This is a genomic window from Planococcus salinarum (assembly GCF_007004625.1).
In the GTDB taxonomy this organism is placed as follows: Bacteria; Bacillota; Bacilli; order Bacillales_A; family Planococcaceae; genus Planococcus; species Planococcus salinarum.
In genome coordinates this window covers 323,683-349,432 of the sequence record NZ_VIFV01000001.1, presented here as the reverse complement: position 1 = coordinate 349,432, position 25,750 = coordinate 323,683, and the positions used below count along the sequence as shown (strand labels likewise).

The 25,750-nt window shown below is 48.3% G+C and carries 24 protein-coding genes; 15 read left to right on the top strand and 9 right to left on the bottom strand.

Going from position 1 to position 25,750, the window contains the following annotated elements; all coding sequences use genetic code 11:
* Window positions 1-46: 46 nt before the first annotated feature.
* Complete coding sequence (locus tag DIJ65_RS02695; RefSeq protein WP_071152099.1) at window positions 47-1,243, bottom strand: MFS transporter; 1,197 nt, start codon at window positions 1,241-1,243, stop codon at window positions 47-49.
* Window positions 1,244-1,390: 147 nt separating this feature from the next.
* Window positions 1,391-2,626 (bottom strand): MFS transporter, encoded by a 1,236-nt coding sequence (locus DIJ65_RS02690; RefSeq protein WP_071152098.1) that lies wholly within the window; start codon window positions 2,624-2,626, stop codon window positions 1,391-1,393.
* Window positions 2,627-2,989: 363 nt separating this feature from the next.
* Here DIJ65_RS02690 and DIJ65_RS02685 point away from each other — a divergent pair, with 363 nt between their 5' ends.
* From DIJ65_RS02685 to DIJ65_RS02675, 3 genes are all read left to right on the top strand, one after another.
* Entirely contained in the window at window positions 2,990-4,489 is a 1,500-nt protein-coding gene (locus DIJ65_RS02685) for a succinate CoA transferase (protein ID WP_071152097.1), read from the top strand.
* Window positions 4,490-4,566: 77 nt separating this feature from the next.
* Complete coding sequence (locus tag DIJ65_RS02680; RefSeq protein ID WP_071152096.1) at window positions 4,567-5,211, top strand: LytTR family DNA-binding domain-containing protein; 645 nt, start codon at window positions 4,567-4,569, stop codon at window positions 5,209-5,211.
* Window positions 5,212-5,512: 301 nt separating this feature from the next.
* On the top strand, window positions 5,513-7,027 hold the full coding sequence (locus tag DIJ65_RS02675) for an acetyl-CoA hydrolase/transferase family protein (RefSeq protein ID WP_117299407.1): 1,515 nt from the start codon (window positions 5,513-5,515) through the stop codon (window positions 7,025-7,027).
* Window positions 7,028-7,187: 160 nt separating this feature from the next.
* Here DIJ65_RS02675 and DIJ65_RS02670 read toward each other — a convergent pair whose 3' ends face one another.
* Window positions 7,188-7,661, bottom strand: a complete 474-nt coding sequence (locus DIJ65_RS02670) for a VOC family protein (RefSeq protein ID WP_117299409.1) — start codon at window positions 7,659-7,661, stop codon at window positions 7,188-7,190.
* Between the two features lie 156 nt (window positions 7,662-7,817).
* On the opposite strand from DIJ65_RS02670, the gene rlmN reads away from it, so the two are divergent.
* The 3 genes from rlmN (at window position 7,818) to DIJ65_RS02655 (ending at window position 11,104) form a co-directional block, all read left to right on the top strand.
* Window positions 7,818-8,891 (top strand): dual-specificity RNA methyltransferase RlmN, encoded by a 1,074-nt coding sequence (gene rlmN / locus DIJ65_RS02665; protein ID WP_117299410.1) that lies wholly within the window; start codon window positions 7,818-7,820, stop codon window positions 8,889-8,891.
* Window positions 8,892-9,003: 112 nt separating this feature from the next.
* On the top strand, window positions 9,004-10,134 hold the full coding sequence (locus tag DIJ65_RS02660) for an ABC transporter ATP-binding protein (protein WP_117299412.1): 1,131 nt from the start codon (window positions 9,004-9,006) through the stop codon (window positions 10,132-10,134).
* Between the two features lie 160 nt (window positions 10,135-10,294).
* A complete protein-coding gene (locus DIJ65_RS02655) occupies window positions 10,295-11,104 on the top strand; it encodes a YkuS family protein (RefSeq protein WP_117299413.1) in 810 nt (269 codons plus the stop codon).
* A 177-nt stretch (window positions 11,105-11,281) separates the two neighbouring features.
* Here the strand turns inward: DIJ65_RS02655 and DIJ65_RS02650 are convergent, their stop codons facing one another.
* Both DIJ65_RS02650 and DIJ65_RS02645 read right to left on the bottom strand, forming a co-directional pair.
* A complete protein-coding gene (locus tag DIJ65_RS02650) occupies window positions 11,282-12,223 on the bottom strand; it encodes a nuclease-related domain-containing protein (protein ID WP_185959475.1) in 942 nt (313 codons plus the stop codon).
* A 160-nt stretch (window positions 12,224-12,383) separates the two neighbouring features.
* Window positions 12,384-13,664: an MFS transporter gene (locus DIJ65_RS02645; RefSeq protein WP_071151838.1), complete on the bottom strand. Its 1,281-nt coding sequence runs from the start codon at window positions 13,662-13,664 to the stop codon at window positions 12,384-12,386.
* 185 nt (window positions 13,665-13,849) lie between these two features.
* Here DIJ65_RS02645 and DIJ65_RS02640 point away from each other — a divergent pair, with 185 nt between their 5' ends.
* Window positions 13,850-14,602, top strand: coding sequence for an exodeoxyribonuclease III (locus DIJ65_RS02640; protein ID WP_117299638.1), 753 nt, complete (start codon window positions 13,850-13,852; stop codon window positions 14,600-14,602).
* A gap of 440 nt (window positions 14,603-15,042) precedes the next feature.
* On the opposite strand, the gene DIJ65_RS02635 is transcribed toward DIJ65_RS02640, so the two are convergent.
* Complete coding sequence (locus DIJ65_RS02635) at window positions 15,043-16,230, bottom strand: CDP-glycerol glycerophosphotransferase family protein (RefSeq protein WP_117299417.1); 1,188 nt, start codon at window positions 16,228-16,230, stop codon at window positions 15,043-15,045.
* A gap of 228 nt (window positions 16,231-16,458) precedes the next feature.
* On the opposite strand from DIJ65_RS02635, the gene DIJ65_RS02630 reads away from it, so the two are divergent.
* From DIJ65_RS02630 to DIJ65_RS16215, 3 genes are all read left to right on the top strand, one after another.
* The gene (locus DIJ65_RS02630) at window positions 16,459-16,956 is read left to right on the top strand and encodes an RNA polymerase sigma factor (protein WP_260678682.1); all 498 of its coding nucleotides are present in this window, start codon (window positions 16,459-16,461) and stop codon (window positions 16,954-16,956) included.
* A 2-nt stretch (window positions 16,957-16,958) separates the two neighbouring features.
* On the top strand, window positions 16,959-18,170 hold the full coding sequence (locus DIJ65_RS02625) for a hypothetical protein (RefSeq protein WP_071151964.1): 1,212 nt from the start codon (window positions 16,959-16,961) through the stop codon (window positions 18,168-18,170).
* Window positions 18,171-18,351: 181 nt separating this feature from the next.
* Complete coding sequence (locus DIJ65_RS16215; protein ID WP_154706066.1) at window positions 18,352-18,504, top strand: hypothetical protein; 153 nt, start codon at window positions 18,352-18,354, stop codon at window positions 18,502-18,504.
* Window positions 18,505-18,550: 46 nt separating this feature from the next.
* Here DIJ65_RS16215 and DIJ65_RS02620 read toward each other — a convergent pair whose 3' ends face one another.
* The 3 genes from DIJ65_RS02620 to DIJ65_RS02610 are packed head-to-tail and all read right to left on the bottom strand — an operon-like array spanning window position 18,551 to window position 20,668.
* On the bottom strand, window positions 18,551-19,246 hold the full coding sequence (locus DIJ65_RS02620) for a P-II family nitrogen regulator (RefSeq protein ID WP_071151963.1): 696 nt from the start codon (window positions 19,244-19,246) through the stop codon (window positions 18,551-18,553).
* Complete coding sequence (locus tag DIJ65_RS02615; protein ID WP_071151962.1) at window positions 19,236-19,973, bottom strand: DUF1538 domain-containing protein; 738 nt, start codon at window positions 19,971-19,973, stop codon at window positions 19,236-19,238. Before DIJ65_RS02615 ends, DIJ65_RS02620 begins: the two co-directional genes overlap by 11 nt.
* Window positions 19,973-20,668, bottom strand: coding sequence for a DUF1538 domain-containing protein (locus DIJ65_RS02610; RefSeq protein WP_117299421.1), 696 nt, complete (start codon window positions 20,666-20,668; stop codon window positions 19,973-19,975). The genes DIJ65_RS02615 and DIJ65_RS02610 overlap by 1 nt, the downstream gene beginning before the upstream one ends.
* Window positions 20,669-20,793: 125 nt before the next feature.
* Here DIJ65_RS02610 and DIJ65_RS02605 point away from each other — a divergent pair, with 125 nt between their 5' ends.
* The 5 genes from DIJ65_RS02605 (at window position 20,794) to recQ (ending at window position 25,630) form a co-directional block, all read left to right on the top strand.
* Window positions 20,794-21,438, top strand: coding sequence for a pentapeptide repeat-containing protein (locus DIJ65_RS02605; protein WP_117299422.1), 645 nt, complete (start codon window positions 20,794-20,796; stop codon window positions 21,436-21,438).
* 327 nt (window positions 21,439-21,765) lie between these two features.
* On the top strand, window positions 21,766-22,122 hold the full coding sequence (locus DIJ65_RS02600; RefSeq protein ID WP_071151961.1) for a helix-turn-helix domain-containing protein: 357 nt from the start codon (window positions 21,766-21,768) through the stop codon (window positions 22,120-22,122).
* A gap of 209 nt (window positions 22,123-22,331) precedes the next feature.
* Window positions 22,332-22,844: a hypothetical protein gene (locus DIJ65_RS02595; RefSeq protein WP_117299424.1), complete on the top strand. Its 513-nt coding sequence runs from the start codon at window positions 22,332-22,334 to the stop codon at window positions 22,842-22,844.
* Window positions 22,845-22,948: 104 nt separating this feature from the next.
* A complete protein-coding gene (locus tag DIJ65_RS02590; protein ID WP_117299426.1) occupies window positions 22,949-23,734 on the top strand; it encodes an SDR family oxidoreductase in 786 nt (261 codons plus the stop codon).
* 123 nt (window positions 23,735-23,857) lie between these two features.
* On the top strand, window positions 23,858-25,630 hold the full coding sequence (gene recQ / locus DIJ65_RS02585) for a DNA helicase RecQ (RefSeq protein WP_117299428.1): 1,773 nt from the start codon (window positions 23,858-23,860) through the stop codon (window positions 25,628-25,630).
* The last annotated feature ends 120 nt before the right edge of the window (window positions 25,631-25,750 follow it).

The following is a 25,750-nucleotide window of genomic DNA, read 5'->3' as shown; positions in this document are numbered from 1 at the left end:
AGGAGCCTCAGCTTCTTCTGCTTTACATATACGAAACAGTAAATTTTCACGCTTCTGCAGTTTTGAGCGCAAGTGAACGCTGCCACACAAGTGTGATGGTGATGGTGATCATCAGCATGATCAGGCCAAGGATGAACGGGAACATGATGTTGACATCATAGAGCAAGCCCGCGGACAGCGGTCCCATGACGTTGCCGATGCTCATATAAGCGTTGTTCATGCCCATCGCAAAGCCGACTTCACCGTTCGCCATTTTGGAGATCAATGTGTTCAGGACCGGCCGTAGAATTGACGTCGCCAGGAAAATGACGAGTGAAACGCCGAAGAACATCGCGTAGCTGCCTGCAAACAATGACAGCAGGAAGCCGAATGCCGCAACGCATAGAAATGCGATGAGGATCGTCACTTCGCCGAAGCGGCGGACAATACGGTCGACGATAAACAGCTGGACGATGACGCTGACGATGCCGGTCGCGGTAATCATGAACGCGATGTCTTTGGCAGTGGAATTGAATTGGTTGTCGAGATACATGCCGACAATGGATTCATAGGCCAATAAGCCGAAACTCATGACGAGCGTGATCACCAACGGAATGAAATACGGCTTGTTCGTGGAAGAAGCGATCTTCGACAACATGGATTCCTTTTGTGTCATGTCCAAAGCAAGTCCGGCATCTGCATTTTCGGCATCGCTGTCTTTTAGCAGGATCAGGGAAAACACCACGGCGCCCAGTGATACAAAAGCCGAGACGAGAAACGGGAGCTTGAGGCTGTAATCAGCGAGGAACCCTCCGATTCCCGGGCCGACGACGATGCCGAGTGACATGGCAGCCGATACAAGGCTGGTGCCTTTAGCGCGCTGGTCGAATGTCGTGATGTCCGCGATATAGGCGAATATGGCCGGGACGAGCATCGCGGCGCCGATTCCCCCGATAATGCGGGAAAAGTAAAGCACCCAGATGAAGTCGGAAGCAAAGAATACGAACATCGACAGGGTCAGGCCGACCAGGCCGTAGATGATCATTCTTCTGCGTCCGTATTGGTCCGCCCATTTGCCGGCGATCGGTGAGAACAGGAATTGAGCACCTGCGAATATGGCGATCATCATGCCGGCGGCCATCCCGCCCTGGCCGATGGATTGAAGGTAGGACGGGAGGATGGGGATGATGATGCCGAAACTGGCAATGGCAATGAACATATTGATCATCAGGATGATGATCTTTTTGCGTTGATCTGGTGACATGGTGCGCCTCTTTTCTGATTGCAGATGGTGCTGCATTTGGAGTTTCTTCTATATTAAATCTCATATTATTTTACACTCAAGTTACCATATTATGCCTGCTCTTTCTTCTTGTCAATCAGCTGAACTCAATTTAAAAAAACTGATCCTTTATGTTAAAGGGTCAGTTTCAGGTGTTTGATTGGCCGAGTCATCAACCATTGATTTTGCATTATTGGTTTTGCGCCAAGCCATGGCAATCGATAAGGTCACGAGCAGCAAGCCGAGGCCAAGAATGAACGGATAGTTGATATTGACATCAAACAGCATACCCGCAGAGATTGGTCCGAGGACATTGCCGAGACTCATGTAGGCGGTTGCCATACCCATCGCGAAGCCGACTTCACCGGCAGCCATTTTCGATACCAGGATATTGAGTACCGGGCGAAGAATGGCCATCGCCATGAAAATCACGAGAGATACGCCGAAAAAGGCGCCATAGCTGCCAGCGGAAAGGGAAATCAGGAACCCGACTGTTGCCAGGCCGAGAAATGCAATTATCGTATTTACTTCGCCAAAACGGCGTACAATGCGATCGACTAAAAAGAATTGGACCGTCACGCCGACAATGCCGGTTGCCGTGATCATCAAGGCGATATCCGATGAGGACGAACCAAACTGCGTCGTCAAATACATGCCGATGACGGATTCGTAAGCGACAAGCCCGAAGCTCATGACGAAAATAATCACCAGCGGGATGAAATAAGGCATCCGGGTGGAGCGGCCGATCTGTTCGAGCATCGACTCGTCTTTTGAAAATTCCTCTGCCTGTTTTTTGCTTTCCGCTGTTGGCTCAATTTCCTTCAACATGATTAGAGAGAAAATCATGGCAATAAATGTAACCAGTGCAGCGATCAAAAACGGCAATTTCAGACTGATGTCGGCAAGAAAGCCGCCGAATCCAGGTCCGATTACAAGGCCGAGTGACATCGCGGCCGTAACCAGTCCGGTTCCTTTTGCACGCTGAGCGGCAGTTGTGATGCCCGCCACATAAGTGAAGACACCGGGAATCAGGAAGGCGTCACCGATACCGCCAACTACACGCGAAGCATAGATGACCCAGATCGAGTCGGTTGAAAAGAACATGAGCATTGAGATGGTAAGCAAAGCGAGACCAAGGATAATCACTTTCCGCGATCCGTACTTATCGGCCCAGTTGCCTCCAAGCGGGGAAAACAGAAGCTGGGCACCGGCGAAAATCGCGATCATCAGACCGGCTGCGGTGCCGCCCTGGCCGATGGACAAAAGATAAGCGGGAAGAATAGGGACAACAATTCCGAAACTTGCTATAGCGATAAACATATTGATCATCAATATGGACATTTTTTTACGTTGGTTGATGGACAATTATATAATCCTCATTTCAATTTATAGTTATTGTACAAACGCGAAACGCTTTGACAACTTTTCATATATTATGATAAGAACCCGTTAATGTCAATGAGATAAACTCGCATTTTTATCATAAAAGCAGGATATAAAGTTATTGTATAAAAAGAATCTTCTCATAATTATACAAAGCCTGCCGTAAAGCCATTTTGAATTATTTCGCCTTACTAAGTTATTGAGAAATATTGAAAAGTTGTTGCGGAATTGTGAATGAGCAGGAAACGCAATAAATATGGGGAAGAGGTAAATGAAACATATACAATGAGGGTATAGATAAACGGAATCGCAGTATTTATTCTGGTGAGGAAAGGTGAGTGGAAAATGGATAATCGTCTCGATCGCATCAAAGCTGAACAATTGAAAGGGCGGGTGGTCACTGCCGAAGAGGCAGCTTCCTGGATACAGGACGGCATGACGCTCGGGCTGAGCGGTTTCACGCATGCCGGGGATGCCAAGGCGGTGCCGCTGGCATTGGCAAAGCGGGCGGAATCGGAACTTTTTAAAGTGAATGTGTTTACCGGGGCCTCTCTCGGATCCAATATCGACACCGTTTTCGCACAATCCGGCATCGTCCATAAACGACTGCCGTTTCAATCGGACCCGGTGATGCGCAGGAAGATCAATGAAGGTGAAATTCTCTATACAGACCACCATTTATCGCATACCGCCGAATTGGTCCGGGACGGAGTGATCGGCCCAGTCGATTTTGCCATCATCGAGGCGATTTCAATCACGAAAGACGGCATGATCATTCCGACGACCTCTGTCGGCAATTCGGCAATTTTCGTCGAGCACGCCAAAAATGTCATTGTGGAAATCAATACGGAGCAGCCGGAGCGGCTTTACCGTTTGCATGATATATACGATACGGGCAAGCATGAAGGACGTCTTCCGATCCCGCTGACCCATGTCGCAGACCGCATCGGCTCAAATGGAATTCCGGTGGATATGGAAAAGGTGCGGGGCATCGTCTTTACGGATCAAATTGATTCACCGTCGAAAATCGTTCCACCGGACAGTGAAACCGAAGCAATTGCTTCCCATCTGTTGGAGCTGCTGCGTTCGGAAATCCGGGCAGGCAGACTGACAGAAAGGTTGGCGCCGATCCAGTCAGGTGTCGGCTCTGTTGCCAACTCAGCGCTGCACGGCCTGATCGATTCGGAATTCCATGATCTCGAAATGTATTCGGAAGTCCTGCAGGATGCTGTTTTCGACTTGATCGATGCGGATAAACTGCGTTTCGCTTCCGGTTCAGCAATCAGCCTGTCGAGAGAAAAGATGGAACAGGTGTATGCGAATTTCGGCAAATACGAAGACAAAATCATTTTGCGTCCGCAGGAAATTACCAATCATCCCGCCCTCATCCGCCGGCTCGGCCTGATTGCCGTCAATACGGCGCTGGAATTCGATATTTACGGCAACGTCAACTCCACCCATATATCGGGCACGAAAATGATGAACGGCATCGGCGGTTCGGGAGATTTTGCCCGCAATGCCAGATTATCGATCTTTGTCACCAAAGCGACAGCCAAAGACGGGAAAATTTCAAGCGTAGTGCCGTTTGTCTCCCATGTTGACCATACCGAACATGATGTCGATGTACTGATTACGGAACATGGCTACGCCGACCTCCGTGGCCTTGCGCCAAGGGAGCGCACTGCCCTCGTTATTGAAAATTGCGCCGATCCAACTTACCGGCCCCAATTGCGCAGCTATTACCAGGAAGCACTGACGCGGGGAGGCCACACTCCACATGTGCTTGAAAAGGCATTTTCCTGGCATCTGCGGCTGGCAGAGAAAGGCAGCATGCTGGAAGAATAGCCATGCCTTTTTCCTGCACCAGTAATTGCCGGAAATGCTTTATAATGAAGCAGTCATATAGAAACAGGGGGAAAAGTATGGAGAAATTCACATTCGGTTCGCTGCTGGACGTCATGGGAGAACTATTCTCCGATGAAATTTCCATCGCGGTGTCGGACACAGAACAATATATTTATTACAGGCCGAGCAAACGCATCGATCTGAAAATAAAACCGGGAGACCCGGTGAAAAAAGGGACCATTGCCCATAAAGCGCTGACGACCAATCAGAAAGCTTCCGAGTTCATCGATCGTGAAGTGTTCGGGGTGCCGTATAACGGGATGGCTGTGCCGTTTGAAGAGAATGGCGAACTGCAGGGCTGTGTGATGGCCATATATCCTGCTTATACAGAAGGCAAATCCGTAGTGACGGTGAAAAGTCCGGATGGCTGGAAGCCGGTGCCATTCGATGACGTCGTCAGCCTTGAAGTGAAAGACCGCAAAACGCATGTGCACGCGGCAAACTTTTCAGGCACGAATAAAAACCCGCTGCAGGAGTTCGAGTTTCTGCTGCCGCGGGAAACGTTCATCCGCTGTCACCGGTCGTTTATCGTCAACGTCCATCATATAGAAGAAATCTATCCGGATACCCATTCGACTTTTGTGCTGGCCATGGACAACGGCAGCCGGATTCCGGTCAGCCAGTCCTATTCGAGCTATTTCAGGAAGCTGCTTGGGTTTTAGGGCATGCTTTCGAATTTGCCTTGACTGATATTCAGAAAGGCAACTGCTCCTGTCTCTGCATCGCTGGCTTCGATACATGAAAAACAGTTGATCCCCTGCTTAAAGCAGGGGATTTTCTGCTTCAGCGGCACAAATGCTTATCGGCGTCCCAATCACTCCATGCGCTCTCTGGATATATTAAAATTATCTAATAATTAACCTCGGAATCTGCCTCCGTTTCCATTCGGATAAATGTAAACGCTTCATTCCATCGGCAGCCGGAGTTTATCCCTTAAAACCTTTGAGAAAGAGAGTGATTGATATGACGAACAGCAGTAACCGGATCAAAGCAGCAGGACTTCAGGAGCGAGTGGTGTCACCGCAGGAAGCCGCTTCCTGGATAGAGGACGGCATGACGCTCGGCCTCAGCGGATTCACGCGGGCAGGAGATGTAAAAGCGGTGCCGTTTGCACTGGTGGAACGTGCGGAAACGGAAAGTTTCAAAGTGAATGTGTTCACGGGCGCCTCCCTCGGTTCAGATATCGACCGATTGTTCGCCGAAGCGGGCATCGTCAATAAGCGGCTGCCGTTCCAGGCGGAACCGGCTATGCGCAACAAGATCAATTCCGGCGAGATGCTATTTGTTGACCACCATTTATCGCACACAGCGGAATGGGTGCGCACCAATGTCACGGAGACGATCGACTTTGCAATCATCGAAGCCCTGTCAATTACAGAAGACGGCATGATCATCCCGACAACGTCTGTCGGCAACTCTCCGGTCTTTGCACAGCATGCCCGCAATATCATCATTGAGATCAATACAGCGCAGCCGGAGCTCTTTGAAGGCCTGCATGATATTTACGATACCGGAAAGCAGGGGGAACGCGCGCCGATTCCACTGACATCTGTCAAAGACCGCATCGGAACGATCGGCATCCCTGTGGACCTGGAGAAAATCCGCGGCATCGTCTTTACGGAGCAGAAGGATTCGCCATCGAACATTGTACCTCCCGACGAGGAAACGAAAATCATGGCGGACCATCTATTGGAATTTTTCCGTTCGGAAATCCGTGACGGCCGGTTGACGGAGGAACTGGCACCCCTCCAGTCCGGCATCGGCTCTGTTGCCAATGCGGTGCTCCACGGCATGATCGATTCGGAATTCAAGAACCTCGAAGTCTATTCGGAAGTACTGCAGGACGCAGTATTCGATTTGATCGACGCAGGGAAAGTCGGTTTTGCCTCGTGCTGTTCGATTACGCTGTCCGAACCGAAGATGGAGCAGGTATTCGGTGAATTTGAAAATTACCGCAATAAAATCATCATGCGCCCGCAGGAAATTTCAAACCACCCGGAAATCATCCGCCGCCTCGGTTTAATTTCCATTAATACGGCGCTGGAATTTGATATTTACGGCAATGTGAACTCCACCCATGTGTCGGGTACGAAAATGATGAACGGCATCGGAGGATCGGGAGATTTTGCCCGCAATGCGCGCCTCGCGATATTTGTCACCAAATCGGTTGCCAAAGGCGGCAATATTTCCAGCGTCGTGCCATTCGTTTCACACATTGACCACACGGAACATGACGTGGATGTGCTTGTCACCGAACAGGGCTATGCAGACCTGCGCGGCCTTGCGCCGCGCCAGCGTGTGGAAGTCATCATCGAAAACTGTGTCCATCCGACTTACCGTGCGCAGATGCGCGAGTATTACGAAGAAGCGCTGACCCGCGGCGGCCAGACGCCGCATGTCCTCGAAAAAGCGTTCTCGTGGCATACCGCACTTGCGGAAAAAGGCACCATGCTGCAGAAAAAAGAGCAATTGGTGTAAGTGGAATAAAGCAAATCAATAGTTATGGAAAAAAACCAGCCCCTTCTGAACAGACAGGGGCTGGTTTTGTTTTTTTCCGTATCCAGATGTCAGCAGCGCCGTTTCGTCGCAAAGGGATGGCCCAAGAAAAATTGGCCACCTCTCACTGTCGCTGTTCTTTTTAAGTATTGCTGTAGACTTCCGCTGTGCTGCGGGTATAGAGTTCGATGATATGGCCGAAAGGATCTTCAGCGTACACAAGATAATGGGGCTTGCCTTTGTTGATGTTCCAGATTTTGCTGCGCTGTTTGCCGCCGTGAAGAACGACTTTTTCAATCGATTCCACAATGTCTTCGACTATCAGGCATATATGGAAGAAGCCGGCATGGGGCGAGGGCTTTTCTTCATTGAAATTAGGATTCTGAAACTCGAACAATTCGAGGCCGACACCGCTGTGTGTCATCAGGTGCACATTTCGCATTTTCTTGACCTCGGAACCTTGCAGGTCCTGGGTCATTGAAAAAAGCTGTTCATTCCTTTCGTCAAATTCGTATGGCCCGGCCAGTATGTAAAAGCCGAAGACTTTGCTGTACCAGTCGATTGCCCTGTCGAGGTCAGGTACTGCCAGGCCGATATGGGTGACTGTTGAAGTCATATTAAAACCTCCTCTATAAATCCTGATACCCGCAGGCAAGGGCTTTTAAGCCTGTGAAAAAGCAGAGTTTTCTGTTTAAACGAAAATAGTTGTTGTCATAGCTTATCTTTAGTATTATAATAATCAATTGTGAAATTCGAAATGAGGGTCCTGAAAATGAAAAATTCTATATATGGATTAACGATAGATCAACTGAAAGAATGGTTTTTGGAAAATGGCCAGAAAAAGTACCGTGCAGAACAAGTATGGGACTGGTTATATATCAAACGCGTGGCACAATTCTCTGAAATGAATAACCTGAGCAAGGAAGTTATTCAATTATTGGAAGAGAATTTTGCAATCCGCACACTGGAAGAATCGGTCAAACAGGAATCCGCTGACGGCACGATCAAATTCCTTTTCCGTCTGCAGGATGGCAACCTGATCGAAACTGTCCTGATGCGTTTTAAATACGGAAACTCCGTCTGTGTTACGACACAGGTCGGCTGCAACATCGGCTGCAGTTTCTGCGCAAGCGGACTTTTGAAAAAGAGCCGCGATTTAACTGCGGGCGAAATCGTTGAACAGATCATGCAGGTCCAGGCGCATTTCGACGCTCAGGAAAAAGGCGATCGCGTAAGCCATATCGTGGTCATGGGTATCGGCGAACCATTCGATAATTACGCAAACATGATGGACTTCCTGCACGTGGTCAACTCACAGAAAGGCCTTGCCATCGGCGCGCGCCACATCACCGTATCGACAAGCGGAATTGTTCCGAAAATCTACGATTACGCGGATGAAGGCCTGCAGGTCAACCTGGCAATTTCGATCCATGCACCGACCAATGAATTGCGGACACGCATCATGAAAATCAACAAAGCTTACCCGGTCGAGAAATTGATGGCGGCCATCGATTATTATCTGGAAAAATCCAACCGCCGCATCACATTCGAATATATCATGCTTCGTGACGTCAACGACCATGTTGAAGAAGCGAATAACCTGGCGAAGTTGCTTGAAAACAAGCGCCATCTATCATATGTCAACCTGATTCCGTACAACTCGGTCAGCGAACACGATCAGTATCAGCAAAGCACACCGGAAGCGATTTCCGCTTTCTACGATGCATTGAAGAAAAAGGGCATCAACTGCGGCGTGCGCCACGAACAAGGAGCGGATATCGACGCTGCCTGTGGCCAATTGCGAAGCAAACAGATCAAAAAAGAGAAAAAACCAGCAACAGTTTAATAATGAAAAGAAACAGCCACCGATTTCTTCGGCGGCTGTTTTTTATTTAAATTTTGTAATTTACACATAGTTCTTTATAATTAGAATATAATGACGCAAAGGGGAGTCGCAGATGGCTGAGATCAGGATCAATAACCTTGGCAAAAGATATGACAAAGGTGCTTTGGCGGTAACCGATTTTAATTTACATATAAAAGATCAGGAATTCATCGTGTTTGTCGGGCCGTCAGGTTGCGGAAAATCAACTACATTGCGGATGATTGCCGGATTGGAAGAGATTACGGAAGGTGAATTTTTCATCGATGGCAAACGGATGAATGACGTGGAACCGAAGGAACGGGATATTGCGATGGTTTTTCAGAACTATGCTTTATATCCCCATATGACGGTCTACGAAAACATGGCTTTCGGGCTGAAGTTACGGAAATTCAAGAAGCCTGAAATCAAAAGGCGGGTCGAAGAAGCCGCCAAAATACTTGGCCTCGAAGATTACCTGGATCGGAAACCCAAGGCGTTGTCAGGTGGACAGCGGCAGCGGGTCGCTCTCGGACGGGCCATTGTACGGGATGCCAAGGTATTCCTGATGGATGAGCCCCTGTCGAATCTGGATGCCAAACTGCGTGTGCAGATGCGGGCGGAAATCGCCAAATTGCATCAACGTCTCAAAACGACGACAATTTATGTGACCCATGACCAGACCGAAGCGATGACGATGGCTACGCGCATTGTCATCATGAAGGACGGCATCATCATGCAAGTCGGCACGCCGAAAGAAGTTTATGACTTTCCGGCAAATCGCTTTGTGGGCGGTTTTATCGGCTCCCCGGCCATGAATTTTTTTGAAGGAAAAATTGCTGACGGCAACTTTCTGGTCGACGGAAAATCCGTAGCGATACCGGCTGAAAAAGCAGCTCTTCTGAGAGATTTGGGTTATGATGGCCGACCGATTGTGCTGGGAATCCGACCTGAACATATACACGTTAACAACGAAGATCTCGCAGATTTGCCGGCCAGCGAATTTGAAGCCGAAATCACCGTAGCTGAATTGACGGGCGCAGAAACCATTCTTTATGCAGTCTATGCGAACCAGGAATTCATCGCCCGTGTCGATGCCGATTCACAGATCGAATCCGGTGATACAGCGACCCTGGCTTTTGATATGTCGCACGCCCATTTCTTCGACCTGGAAACCGGAGAACGGTTGAAAGCATCGGAACGGTCCGTCACTTCGCCTGCCAATTAGTGTGCTCCGTCCCTCTTCTGGAGCGGGAAAGGGGCTCTTTTCCCTTTTGGTATTTATGGAATATTTCAAATTTTTTTAAAAAAATATAAAGAAGTGTTTAAGTTCCTGTAATTAGGGAAAATAAAGTAATAGACATTTTTGGAAAAGGAGTGGTAATCAGATGGTAAAAATCGCAATTGAAGAACCGTTTACATCCGTACAACAAGCCTTGCTTCAAAGAGGGTATAAGGCAGAAATGCTTGAGGATAAATCAGACGCCATGGATTATGACTGTGTTGTAGTTCGCGACAAAGAAGATCTGGTGGATTTCCACATGAATGTTCCGTTAGTGGAAGCGAAAGGCCGCACATTATTTGAAATCATCGAAGAAGTTGAAGAGCGTCTCGTACGCAGCGGCAAAATTATGCCGCCACCACCGATAGAGTCGGACGAAAAAGAAAAATCGGGCGGCGGATTTATCGCCGGCGCAGCAACAGGCGTTCTGCTCGGCGCGGCAGCCGGTTTGATGCTGGCACCGAAAAGCGGCAAGGAATTGCAGCAGACAGTTAAGGATAAAGCTGCAGAAATGAAAGAAAAGAAAGAAGCCAAATCGGATTCCGATGACAATTCAGGCGGCGGCAAACTTGAGCAAGTTAAAAGCAAGGTCGGCCAGGTCAAAGAAAAGACAAATGGTGTGACTGAAAAAGCCAAGGGTAAAGCTGATGAATTGAAAGCGAAACGCGAAGAGATGAAAGAAGAAAAAGAGCTGAAGAAACAGCAAAAAGCAATTGAAAAAGAAGAAAAAGAAGAAGAAAAAGCGAAAAAAGAACACGAGAAAGCCATGAAAGAGGCAGAAAAAGAAGAGAAGAAAGCTGAAAAAGAAGCCAAAAAGGAAAGCGGCGGCATCGAAGTCGTGGAATTCGGCAGCTCGACCGTTGAAAAAACTGACAGTGGTGATGTTAAAGTTCAACCTGACGACGATAAGAAATAAAGTGAAAACCGGCGCTCCCTGATGGGGGCGCCGGTTTTTTGATGGCTAAGATGGACAGCAAATTGTCTTCATTCAGAAATACGATCAACTTTCTATCGAATACGATCAACTTTGAATGAAATACGATCAACTTCCACAGAAATACGATCAACTTCAACAGAAATACGATCAACTAGCTTACAATTGATATTTTGCATCTTTGAAAGTCCCGATTTTATTCAAATTCATCTCTTTTAATAATCGACTAACCAAATGCCGATCACCCACCCCCAAAATCTCCCGCCCCACCTTATTCGTCATCGGCTCGCCGGTCAGCAACAGCCAGTCCCGGATTGTCCGGATATGTGCATTTTTCTCCGAGACGCCGCAGTCTGGGCAAAACCAAACGCCGTAGCGCCGCACCATGCCGATCCGGTTGCACGCCGCACACCAGACGCCGCACCGCATCACCTCGATGGGGTATCTCGGATCGCTGCAGATTGGCTTCGGAACGAAACGAACCAGCGCCGCCACCATCAATTCGGCCAATCCCTTCATTTCATCCGGATTGAAAATGGCTTGCTCAACCGGAAGCGTATGAAGATATCGCGGCAGCTGGTGGGAAAAGATGATGGGCTGCGACGGCGGGACGTTTTCAGCGATTTGCTTGGAATAGGACAGCACCAGCACGGAGCGTACAGGGACCAGAATGTCCCGCTCCCTCAGCCATTCTTCCAGCAGCCATTCATTGTCAGCCATTTGTTCAATAGGCGACCTGCGTCCGATCACCGTGCCGTCTTCCTTCATCTGCAGCATCTGAACAGGATGGCTGTTGAAGAGCAGGCGCCCGTTCATATTTTTCACTTCGAACACGTAGACGCCCCACGGGGTGATCATCACCGAATCCATTTGGAACACGCGGAACGATTTCAGTGTAACGTTGTGCAGCATATAATGCGGAAACGTCACCCGGCTCGCCGCGTAATAATGGTCGAATCGCTTTTCGCCTGCCTGTCCGGCCGTCTCCGCATAATTGTCCCTTTCCACCTGCCCATATAAAGCATGCCGCTTTGGCAATCGCCGCAACAGCACTTCCAGCTCCTCTTTATTTCCCGATACCTCCCGCTCCTTCCAAATCACCGGCATCCCCCGTTTTTGATTTGACTGTAGCATTTAAACCAAGCGATGCCTATACTTTTATTGAAAATAAAAATTTGAATGCCGCATAGACGCCAAAAATGAGATTTGGAATATAAAAAATGCACCTCCCCTTTAAGGGAGGTGCATAATAAAATTGAAATCACGATTCCCCCGCAATTTCATCAACGGGTTCGTGGACGACCGGTTCCGGTACGCGCGACAGCACAATCAGTCCGATGACAAAGAGGATCACGAGACTGAAAACCCCATAACGCGAATCGCCGGTAAGTTGCGCGGTGACTGCCACGAGGACGGGCCCTGTGATGGCGGCAAATTTCCCGAAGACGTTATAGAAACCGAAAAATTCATTGGAGTTTTCTTTCGGCACCAGCTTGCCGAAATACGAGCGGCTAAGGGCCTGGATTCCGCCCTGACTGGAAGCCACAAGCATGGCCAACACCCAGAAATCGCCTATGGTTTCCATAAACACTGCGTAAATGCAGACCACGATATAAACGCATATTCCGACATACAGCATTTTTTTACCGGTAAAGCGGTCCGCGAGCCGGCCATACAAAATGGCGAACGGAGCAGCTACGACCTGGGTCGCGAACAGGACGATAAGAAGGCTGGTCGAAGTGAGCCCTAAATCCGTCCCGTAGGCAGTGGACATTGCGATAATGGTGCCGACACCGTCGATGTAAAAGAAATAAGCGATCAGGAACAGGACGATGGCCCGGTATTGGCGGATTTCCCTCAGCGTTTTGCCGAGGCGCTTAAAGCTGTGCGCCACAGGATTCGGCTCGCTTTTGATGAAATAGCGCTGCTGGACATTTCTGAACAACGGAATCGAGAACCCGATCCACCAAAGTGCCGTGATCAGGAAGGCGGCCCGGCTGGCGTTGGTCACCGACAATGGAATGATTTCATTCTGCGCAAGCAGGATGATGGCAATTGCTATTGCAAAAGGAATCGTTGAGCCGATATAGCCGAGCCCGTAACCAAAAGCGGAAACCCGGTTCATACGTTTTTCGGTGGTGACATCGACGATGAAAGCGTCGTAGAACAGATTGGCTCCGGTGGCTCCAAGTGCAGCGAATACATAACAGATGAGCATCAGCAGCCAATTATCGCTCGGCACGAAGGCAAGCAAGGCTGTTGATACCGTACCGAGCAGGAAGAAAGCGGTGAAAAACTTCTTTTTCATGCCTTCATAGTCGGCGATGGTTCCCAGAATCGGCCCCAGCATCGCCAGGATGAATGTAAAGATTGCGATTGTGTAGCCAAGATAAGCAGTTGAATCGGATAAACTGACGCCAGCGTCCGTGGCTGACGCTTTATAATAGAGGGGAAAGACGGCGGTAGTGATGATTATCGAATAAGCGGAGTTTCCCCAGTCGTAAAATGCCCAGCTTTTTTCTGTCTTCGTGAACTTTTTCATCTCCTGATTCCCCTTAACGAATGATAATTTCATTGTACAAGAAGCAGACGGGAAAAAAACCGATTTTAAGAAATTTACTGAAATTTTACATAATTACAGATTGTTTGGCAATAAAACACAGGTAATTGAGCCGCTGTCCGAAATCCGTTAAACTGGCAAAAGACAGTGAAATGAGGAGAATGGCTTTGAAAATGATTTCATGGAATGTAAACGGCTTGCGGGCTGTGGTGAAGAAAGGGTTTATGGATTTTTTCGAGGCAGCCGATGCGGACATATTCTGCCTGCAGGAAATTAAATTGCAGGAAGGGCAAATTGAGATGGACCTTCCCGGCTATCATCTTTACTGGAATTATGCGGAGAAAAAAGGTTATTCCGGAACCGCCATATTCACCAGGCGCGAGCCGCTTGCCGTGCAGTATGGCATCAATCACGCCAACCATGCGGATGAAGGGCGGGCAGTCACACTGGAGTTCGAAGAGTTTTTTCTGGTGAATGTCTATACGCCGAACTCCCAGCACGGCTTGCTGCGGCTCGATTACCGGTTGGAGTGGGAAGAAGCTGTGCTCGATTATGTCACAGAGCTCGACAGCCGAAAGCCGGTGGTGCTGTGCGGCGACCTGAATGTGGCGCATCAGGAAATCGACTTGAAAAATCCGAAGGCGAACCGGAAAAATTCAGGCTTCACACCGGAAGAACGCGGGAAAATGACGGAATTTCTGGAGCGCGGCTTCACTGATTCGTTCCGCTATTTCCATCCTGACCTGAGCGGGGCCTATACGTGGTGGTCCTACCGCACCGACTGCCGGCCGCGCAATATCGGATGGCGCATCGATTATTTTCTCGTGTCGGACCGCATGGCGCCAACGATGAAAGATGCAAAAATCCACAGATACATCGAAGGCTCCGACCATTGCCCGATCGAACTTGTAACCCAATAGGAAGAGCGCCCGGAGATTTTTCTCCGGGCGCTCTTTTTTTTCGGTGTCCAGTGCTTTCCAAACCCCGTGCTCCTGTCTCTGCATCGCTACGCTAGCTTCGAGACATGAAAAACCGTTGCATCGCTGCGCTGCTTCGTCGCAAAGAGATGGCCCAAATTAAATTTGCGCCATCTCTTCGCCGTCGCTTTTCTTGGTGTCCAGACTCCGGCGGCCCAGCCCCTCGGGTCATAAGCCGGCCCAGCTATGCGGCAAAGACCGCCGCGCCGCTGCTCCGTCTTATGCCTTTCGAGGCTTTACGGGCGCCGTCGCTTTTCTTGGTGTCCAGACTCCAACGGCCAACTCCTCGAGTCGTAAACCCCTCTGGCTGTGCGGCTGAAACCACGCCGCTTCGCCAGAGTGTCTTACGCTTGTCGGAGCTGAACGGCCGTTTCCGCTTTTCTTTATATCCCCATCACACGCTTCGCCAGGCGCTGGCAATTGTTCTGGTCGTAATAATCGATGAAAAGTGGTGCTTTCGGGTACCATTCATTCGTGGTGATATTTTCTTCGACGATTTTCTTCAGATATTGATAAACTTCATCAACAGAATCCGCTTTGTAGCCGTAAAGATCTGTATCGAGGCTCAGGTATGTGCCACGACGGGCCATATACTCCTCTTTATCGAACATATTGAAGATGATCGGTTTATTCAGGTACAGAAAATCCCATGACACGCTTGTGATGTCCGTCAGCAGCATATCATTTTCAACAATGGCCTTTTCAATGGAAGCATGGTTGAAGTCCTGGAATTCAATGCCGCTTTCCGGATGGTCAAGCCCGGTGAAGTGCTTTTCGAATTTCCGCATGAATGGATGGAGTGCGACGCGCATATGCATATCGTTTTCCGAAATTAGTCGGCGTATGCCTTCATGGCTCACAAGCCCGATCGTGTTTTGGAAATAATCGCTTTCGATGAATTCCTCTTCGGTCAGATCAAAAAGCCATTCCCGCCATGTCATCATCATCAGGATCCGCTTCACTTCGGGTGCGGGAGTGTTTGTTTTGAAGCGGTCAAAGCGTGGAAACCCGGTGACTATCAGTTTTTTTTCGGGAATCTTCCATTCATCCAGCTTCAAATCCTTTTCGTATTCCGAGGCACAGTTAAAAAAGTCTGTCCGCTTCAACAAAGGCACGTCCTCTTTTTGGATGAGAATTCTCTTGAAGCCTTCAATTCCATGGCTGACATGGGTGATGATGGTTTTCCGGTTCAGGAATAGGAACTTATCAACGGACGGCGCAATATCATACATCAGAGAATGGCCGTGGAAGGAATAATCAGCCTTGAAGAACAGGCGGTAATTCCGGAAACTGCCGAGTGCTACGGCATTGGCCAGCTGTTTGTCGTGGGCATAGGATTTCTTTGGGTCATACAGCCAAAAAGCTGTTACACGCTCCTGGTGGTTCTCGATGAGGTATTTATGGAAAACGGCTGCATTGTCCTCGTATTTCTCGCCAAGATTGCCGCCGACCAGCACAATTTTCTTATCGCCTTTTTTGGAGGGAAGTAAAGATAGTAGATAGGCTGCGGAAACTTTTAAAAAAACTATCAGGGGATCAAGTCTCCCTCTTTCCTTTAAATCGATACTCATCATTAGCCCTGCTTTCCTAAGTTGTTCTTTTTCTAATTTTTTCATATAGAAGCGACTTTGTCCATCTGCAAGAAATAATCAGTTTTCATGAACCGAAGCCAGCGCAGTGAGGGAGAGACAGAAGCATGTTTCTTCGGCATACATTACGTATAGGCAACTTGTTTTGGCCCTTTTATAAAGTTTTTTTAATTTTCTTCAAACACTTTGTCCCTTTCATCCGTTATCTTAATGAGACAGGCAATAAAGCAGAAAGCGGGGGATGGAATGGATACCGAAACGATGTATGAAAATCTGCAAAATGATCTGATCCGCTTCGCCGGTTCCATTGCCCGCCACAATCAGGAGGCGGAAGACCTGGTGCAGGACGCCCTCGAAAAATCATTGAAAGAAGAAGAACTATTGGACCTGCCGATCTACAAGCAGCGGGCATGGTTTTTCCGGGTGATGAAGAATCGCCTGATTGATGATCGGCGGAGGGACAAGCGGCTTTCCGGCTGGGAAGAAGAACTGGACTTTCCGGAACAGCCCCTGGCAATCAACCGCCTGGAAATGACGGAGTTGCTGTCGCATCTCACACCCGAAATGGGAGATCTGATATTCAAGCGTTATTGGCTGGGGATGACCAGCAAGGAAATAGGGGACCAGCTTCAGGTTCCGGCAGCGACCATCCGGTACAAGCTGCACTTCGCGATTAAAAAATTGAGAGACATCCTGGAGGAGGAATAATGATGAAACAATCAATAGGCAACGTAGGGGTACTGAATTTATTGAATGCAACAGAACAAAGTGTGCAGGCTTACGAAAAGATTGGAAATGTCGGCCTGGTACTCTACAGAAGCGGGCAATCGCATCTGCTGGCGGCATTGAAAATCGGCAATATCGGTAAAACAGTGGAAGTACCGGACCACTACAGCTATTACAATGGCACATTGGAAATTGACAGTGATTATCTCGATTCGATTGACGAGCCTGTGAAGATGGTGCTGAACGGCATGCTCATCTTTGCCCACGATGTCCGGCCGGAACAATTGAGTAAAGGGCTGCTGGAAATCATCGTGAATGGTGAAATCTATGCGCCGGCAAAACTTGCAGGCCAGGTGAGCCAGCAATTTCCGGAAGGCAGCCGTGAGGTCAAAGTATACGAAGGCGCACCGCCGAGACTCGAAAACGGCAGCATCACCTTAAGCAATGCGTTTTTGGAAGCGGCTGAAGAGCCGGTGCATCTCGTAGTCAACGGCATGCTGACGATTCCGAAAGACATCGACGCTGCATTGTTCAATGAAAAGATTAAAAAAATAGCCATCAACGGCATGGTCTCTGTTCACGAAGAGCAGGAAACCCTGCTGCACCGTAAGATGGATTCCGCTCCAAACGGCGTCATTGAAGTGATTCCAGCGGGATACAGAGTTTTAAAAGGAGCGCTGCGCATCAATTCAAGGTCGATCAAAAGCTTCCGGAACGAAAAGTTGATGACCAAAAAGCCGATCATATTCGAAGCGGATGTCCCAAGGGAAGCGCTGGAGAACTCGATCAGCCGAATCGATTCAAAGTCGTTCATAGTCTGCAGCGATGAAATTGAAGACCTGATCTACGAGAAACTGGAGCGCCTGGAAACGGAAGTGCTGTCCTATACGAACCGCTTTATCCTGATCGAAGGGGAAGAACATTGGTCAAACAGCCAGTTTGCCTCTTTGCAGGAACCGGCCAGCCTGATTGTGGACGGCACGCTTCGAATCGATGAAGATGTTACGGATGAAACGATCATGAACAAAGTGGAGACACTCGACATATTCGGCGAGGTCCAGGTGGCGTCAGCGGACATCAAAGGGGCATTGCAGCGCAAAATCCGCGCCAATGCAGGCCAGATTGTGCTGACGGAAGAAAAAGAAGCGGAAGGCAAGCCGCAGGAATCCAATAATATCGGAGAACTTGCACTGTAGGAGAAAATTCTGAGTGGACAATTGAATGAGGTGGCGGCAGAAGAATGGCTATCCAACTGGACTTAAGTTCCCGGACCCGAAAGAATCATCCAGGATTACGCTGCCGGCGATTCCGGTGATCCATGACCGGATCCAACTCCCGAACAGTGCTGCGAATCCATAAAAATGAGGAGGAAAAGGAATGTTTCACACAGATGAAATGGCAGTTAAGCAAAGAATGGAAGACATTCGCTCAGACGTGGAAGCAAGCCGTGTGAACAGCCGCCGCAAAACAGGAGAACCGCAGCGCAGCAATCCCATATGGACCGTTCTGTTCACCTTATTTCACAAATAGAAAAAGGAGTGCCGCGAATAATCAGCGGCACTCCTTTTTGTGTTGATCACTTCAAATTCAACGAAGAATGATTGACGCCGAAAACATTTTCTACATCAATGAGAAAGGCGATGCCGCGTCCTGGCGCATTGAGGTCGACGGCCTGTTCAATACTGCTGACGACTTTGTCCGTGTAGCTTGAAGGAACCAATGTCAGAATCATATCTTTTTCGGGATCGATGGTGAAATTCATGAAAGTTTGCTGTTCATTGACGCCGGTACCGCGGCCATTTAAAATTGTACCGCCCTCCGCACCGGCATCAGCTGCTGCTTTAATGACTTTTTGGGCATCACCGGTATTGACGATGGTGACGATCAATTGAAAATCGGGCAATGCGTTTTCCATGATTTTCTCCCCTCTCTTTTTTCTGCGGTCATCTTCACGTTTTGTCAAATGAGGAACACCGAGCAGTTTGCTGAGATGGACGGTAAATCCGAGTCCATAACCGGATTTGCCCAATTTCCCCTCCCGGCTGACCGCTTCAGCGACAGGTGCTTCATTATCGCCATCGATGGCGATGAAAATCACGTCTTTTTCGTGTGTCAGGGGAAGCCCGAGAAAAGTCGGTTTTTCATTTCGGCCGACTCCTTCTCCGTAAATTATTGTGGCTCCGTCGGCACCGGCCTTTTTTGCTTCTGTTATCACCGGGCGTGAATAGCCTCTTTTCACAATCGCAATCATCAATTTATGGTTAAGACTCATCGGGTTTTCCCCCGCCTTTCTTATTAAAGATTAGTCCCAGTACAAGGACAGCAATAATTGGCGTCAATGCCACGAGCGCAATCAGCCCGAAACCGTCTGCCAGAGGATCCCGGCCTTCCGTCACCGACGCCACGCCGACTGCCAGTGAAGAGATGAAAGTGACAGTCATGGGGCCGGTCGCGACTCCGCCGGAATCGAAGGCTATTGCAATGAAAATATCCCGCGACATGAAGATCAATAGAATAACGATGGCGTAGCCGGGAATTAAGAAATACCAGAGTGAAATTCCCGTCAGGATTCGCAGCATCGACAACGCAATTGAAAGGCCGACGCCAATTGACATCGTATAGAGCATCAAATTTGCAGAAATGTAACCGCCGGTGACTTCGTCGACTTCATCATTCATGATGCTGACTGCCGGCTCTGCAAAAGTGGCCGCAAATCCGAGAGCAAATCCGATCGGGATAAGAAGCCAGGTGGCCCTGCCTTCTCCGAGGGTTCGTCCCATCATTTCGCCGACCGGCATAAATCCGACGTGCACACCCTGCAGAAAAAATGACAGGCCCAGAAAGGTCAATACAAAACCGATGCCCACCTGACCGAGCCTTTTGAAAGGCAGTTTGAGCAGGAAGACCTGAAAGATTGCAAAGAAGACGAGCAAAGGCACAAGGGCATATGCCACTTCCTGCAAAACTCCGGCAAACCCCTGGAAAACGTGAATCTCCATCAGAAAATCACCCCCAGGATCATGACCGCAAGAATCGGGCCGATTGACGCAAGGCCGATCAGGCCGAAGCCTTCAGTGCCATCTTCGGCGTCGCGGGAGCGAAGAGAGGACGCCACACCTACGCCGAGAGCCAGGATAAAAGGGACAGCCATCGGTCCGGTTGTGACTCCGCCGGCATCGAAAGAAATAGGTACAAATGCATCGGGAACAAAGAAAGATAACCCGAAGACGGCGGTGTAGCCGGCAATCAGAACCCATTGGAGCGGGATGTTAAAAAGGGTTCTGATCATTGCCAGCGCAACGAATATGGCCAATCCCAAAGAAACTGAAAGGATGAGTACGGCCGAACTGATCTCCCCTTCAGAAACCTGATCGATTTGTTTGGCCAGGACACGCAAGTCGGGTTCAGCAATGGTTACCACGACCCCCAGTAAAAAACCGGTGCCGATAATGAGTCCGATATTTTTTGTTTTCGGCAGGCGTTTGCCGATCATTTCGCCGATGGGAAGAAGTCCGGCATTTACCCCTAAAAGAAACAGGAAAAAACCGATGCTTACAAAGAAAACACCGACGAGGAATTGAAGCAGAGCCTCCATTGGCAGGCGTATAATTGCAATCTGCAGTAAGATAACTACAATGGTAACAGGCATGATGGCAGCAACAACTTCTTTGAAGGTGCTTTTTACATTGTCCATCCTGTCTCTCCTTTTTCGCTTTTTCCTGCTATTCCCTATCGAAATTTACTGTAAACTTAACAAATATCAGATAAAAATACAAAAGGATTAAAGTGAAAAGAGAAGCTGAAAGGGGGCAAATTCAGATGAGCAAAACAAAAAGGTCGGAACCCAAAGTGCCGGCAGAATTAGAAATCAGTCGTTTTGAAGAGGCGCTGGACGATCATTACATAACAAATTGCCGGATTCAGCAGGAAACCATTGAATTTGAAGCAGCGCGGGCACTGCATATCGACACGGTGATATTCGAGAATGTGAATTTTATCGATATTGCCTGGCCGCGCAGTGAATTTGTGGATGTCATCTTTATCAATTGTGATTTGTCGAACGCCGACTTTACCCGCTGTGTGTTTCATCGGACGGAATTCCGGAATTCCAAGCTGGTGGGGACCAATTTTGCAGAAGCGGGAGTCCGGCACTCGCTGTTTGTGGATTGTGTTTTGAATTATGCCACATTCGGCTTTTCACTGTGCACTTTCACGGAGTTCGTGAATTGTTCGATGCGGCAGGCGGATTTCTATGAAATGGAGTTAAAAGAAACGGCGTTTACCACATGTGATATGGAAGATATCAATTTCGCCGAAACCAATCTGGGAAGTGTGGACCTCAGCACAAACCGATTTGAAAGAATCCAGGTGACTGTCGAAAAATTGGCGGGTTGCACCGTATCTCCGAACCAGGCCCTGGCATTCGCACGGCAGATGGGGATGCGCATCAGTGGTGAAGAATAAATCAGCGAAAGCGGTGGCAAAAGCCACTGCTCTTTTTTATTTTCGAAACTGTATATATTAAACATTTATTAACATGATTCACTCTATATCATTTATATGCTATTTTTTATCGATATAATTTTTACTTGAACAAGATTAACTATGAATTTTAGAGAGGGTGAATCCATAGGCGTAGTTATTAGGCTTTATGAAATCATACGCAATACCGAAAGTTCACACAATATTCAAATATATTTATAAATATTATTCAAAAATATTGTAATAATCTAAAAAGTACAGTATATTTTAAATAGTTAGAATTTTAATTCAAGAAGGAGCATTAGCTAAATGGAGCATTTAAGCAAAAAGATAAAGCAGTTACGGGAAGAACAAGGGGTTTCTCCGGAAAAACTTGCGGAAGAAGTCGGATTCGCCAAAAGTACAGTATGGGCTTACGAGAGCGGCAAAAAGCAGGTTTCAGTAAGTCATTTGATGCGCTTGGCAGATTACTTTGGAGTCTCGATAGATAATATGCTCGACAGGGAAGAACGGTCAATTGATTTGGATCTCCAAAGCCTGAAGGATTTCAATGATTACAATCTGCTGCTGGACGATAAGCCGCTGAACCGGGATGAGATAGCGGAAGCGGCATCCTACATTAAAGTGAAACGGCGCATGGGAAATTTTGGGGCGGCAACTTCATAACAGTCGAGATTTAGGTCAGGCTCTGCTCATTCCGGTTTTGGGAATGGGCTTTTTTAATGCCCCGATGCCATTTACGGGTATTTCCCTTTCAGGGAAACCGGGCTTTATGATAAAGTCAGGTTACGGATATAAGCATTGGAAGCGGGCTGCTTGCTGTTGCATATGCTTAGAGAAATCAGCTAATTTTTCGAAAAGCAGGCGATGGATCCATGGAACGTTACAATTTATACGAAACCTACCGGCTCGGTATTCTAATCGATCACCTTAAAACAAAAGACCTGATAGAAGAAATCGACGAATTCATCAATAATATCCCCACCGAAGATATCCCTCACGTCTTTTATGTTCTGTCTCTTGCCAGTGACAGGCGCACAATGCTCCAGCTGCTGACAGATCTTGCCCAGGGAGTTGATGAAGAGATTCCTGCCAGCATCGTTGTGGGATTGCTGCACCGGGACCAGGAGAAATATACAATAGAAGAACTCTACCGGAAAACGTCCTTGCTTGCTTCGTTGTTGAAAGATCCTGATGGGGATGTGGCATGGGAATTCCGTACGTTAAATGAAGCCTATGAAGAAGCTCAGTTGGCCTATGGCCTGCGCTTTAAGCGGAAAAAGGCAAGAGAACGGATGCTGGCAAAAAACGAGAAGGCCTTAAGGGATGCTTTGGCGAAATACGCCAAATATGCTGCGGAATTTGACAATAAAAACTGGGGGCTATGATCCGGTTTTCAGGAATCCACTGGGATGCTTCCGGTGGATTTTTTGTTTAGCCGGTTTTCTGAAGGGAAGACATCCAATAGGAAAAAAAACGGGAGGGATTCAAAATGTCAAAAACAATCTTTATTACCGGCGCAGGGAGCGGCCTTGCCGAAGGTACAGCCATCGGTCTGGCGAAAAAGGGCCATCGCGTCATTGCGCCGGTGGAAAACGCCCCGCAGGTGACTTCTTTGATGGAAGCCGCAGAAGCTGAAAACGTAAAACTGGAAATCTTCAAGATGGACATAAAAAATCCGCAGGATCTGGCGCAGATGCACGAGTATGATTTTGATATTTTTGTAGCGAATGCAGCAGTCAATGAAGGCGGTCCACTCGGGGAAGTGCCGATGATGAATTTCCGCGAACTGTTTGAAGTGAATGTCTTCAGCACGTTGGAAACCGCGCAGATTGCCGCGCAGAAATTTGTGGAAAAAGGGAAAGGCAAGATCATTTTCCTGTCTTCGATGGCCGGCATCATGTCGACGCCGTATGTGGGCCCGTATACCGCTACCAAACATACCATTGAAGCGATTGCCAAAACGATGAGAAAAGAATTGGAAGGCTTCGGTGTCCAGGTCGCGACAATCAACCCCGGCGCATTTGCGACAGGCTTCAACGACCGCAGCGCGGAAGCAAAATGGAAATGGTATGATGAGAAAATTCATTTCACCAAGAAAGAAGATATGGAAGAAGCGGATTCGGCACTCGAAGATCAATTCGATCCTGCAGACATGATTGCGAAGATGGTGGAAGTGATTCCACAGGACCACCATAAATTCCGCACCGTGTATCCGCCTGAAACGGAAAAACAGATGAAAGAGGAAGAAGAGAAACATTGGAATCTTGACATCTGAATGACGGATTTTACCAGCGCCGAAAGCTTTTGCCTTCGGCGTTTTTTGATGCTTGGAAAAAGAAAAAGCCGATGAAATATGGTAAGCTATGCAGTACGAATCGAGTTATAGGAGTGTTTACTATTGTTGGAAAAAGCAAGAGAATTACTGCAGACCTATTTTGGCTATGAAACATTCCGGACCGGGCAGGAACAGGCGATATCACAAGTTTTTGAAGGGGCGAATTCGATTTGTGTCATGCCGACAGGCGGCGGAAAATCGATGTGCTACCAGATTCCGGCCATGGTCATGGAAGGGACGACGATTGTTGTTTCACCATTGATATCTTTGATGAAAGACCAAGTGGATTCACTTCTTGCAGCCGGCATTCCAGCGGCCTTTATAAACAGCTCAATGGATTTCGAGGAAGTCCGTGAAACGCTTTATGATGTCCAGCGGGGCGCCATAAAATTATTGTATATTGCGCCGGAACGCCTGGACAATGAAATGTTCCTGAACGAACTGCAGGGCGTGCACGTGCCCCTCATCGCTGTCGACGAAGCGCATTGCATTTCGCAATGGGGCCATGATTTTCGTCCAAGCTATCGCCTCATCAGCCGCATGATGGACTTGTTTCCGAACAATCCGACAGTACTTGCCTTAACGGCAACTGCGACGCCTCAAGTGCGGGAAGACATTTGCCGCATTCTGAATATAGAAGAACGCCACACCATCATGACCGGTTTTGAACGCGCAAATCTGACGTTTTCCGTCATCCGCGGCCAGGATCGCGAACGTTTCCTGAAGGAATATGTCCAGAAAAACGATAAAGAAGCGGGAATCATTTATGCCGCCACGCGCAAGACTGTGGATTCGGTCTATGAGATGCTGCAGAAAAAAGGCATCAAAGCTGCGAAATACCATGCGGGGATTCCTGATGCCGAGAGAAGAGCGGGCCAGGAGCAATTCCTCAATGACGAGGTAACGGTGATGGTGGCGACCAATGCATTTGGAATGGGCATTGATAAAAGCAATATCCGCTATGTAATCCATTACCAGCTGCCGAAAAACATGGAAAGTTATTACCAGGAAGCGGGCCGTGCCGGCCGCGACGGATTGCCGAGTGAGTGCATCGTCCTTTATGCGCCACAGGATGTTCAAACGCAGCGCTTTCTGATCGATCAGGCGCAGGACCCGAGCCGCATTCCCGGTGAACTCGTCAAATTGCAGGGCATGGTCGATTACTGCCATACCGAAAACTGTCTGCAGCAATTCATCATTCATTATTTTGGAGATACTGCAGCCGGACACTGCGGCCATTGCGGAAATTGCATCGATGACCGTGAAAGCCTCGATGTGACGAAAGACGTTCAGATGGTGCTGTCCTGCGTCATCCGCATGGGCCAGAAGTTCGGCAAACTGATGACGGCTCAGGTGCTGACAGGTTCGCGCAATAAAAAAATACTCGATTTCAGGTTTGATAAGTTATCAACTTACGGAATTTTGAAGCATCAAAGCGCTAAAGAAGTGTCGAATCTGATTGAATTTATGATTTCCCAGGAATTGCTGGCAGTTGAGCAGGGTTCTTTCCCCACGATTTATGTACCCGATGGCGGCAGAGCAGTGCTGCTCGGCGAACGCCAGGTTCTACGCAAAGGGGCAGTTGTCACCAAACAGATTGCTGAAAACGATCCGCTCTTCGAAGAGCTGCGGAAAATCCGGAAAGAGTTGGCAGACCAGGGCGGCGTGCCGCCATTTGTCATCTTCTCCGATAAGACGTTGCAGGATATGTGCGCCAGAAAGCCGAAAACCGCTGAAGAATTTCTTGAAGTCAACGGTGTCGGCGCCAATAAACTCGAGAAATACGGCGATGCCTTCCTGTCCGCAATCCAGGCATTTGAACCCGTAAATACGTAAAAGCTCCTGTCTTCGGACAGGGGTTTTTAAGTTTCTGAAATAATAACTGAAAAGCTCTTTAAACTGACTATAAAATGAAAGCGCTTGCAGTAATAATTGACTATTTAAATTAATCTTAAT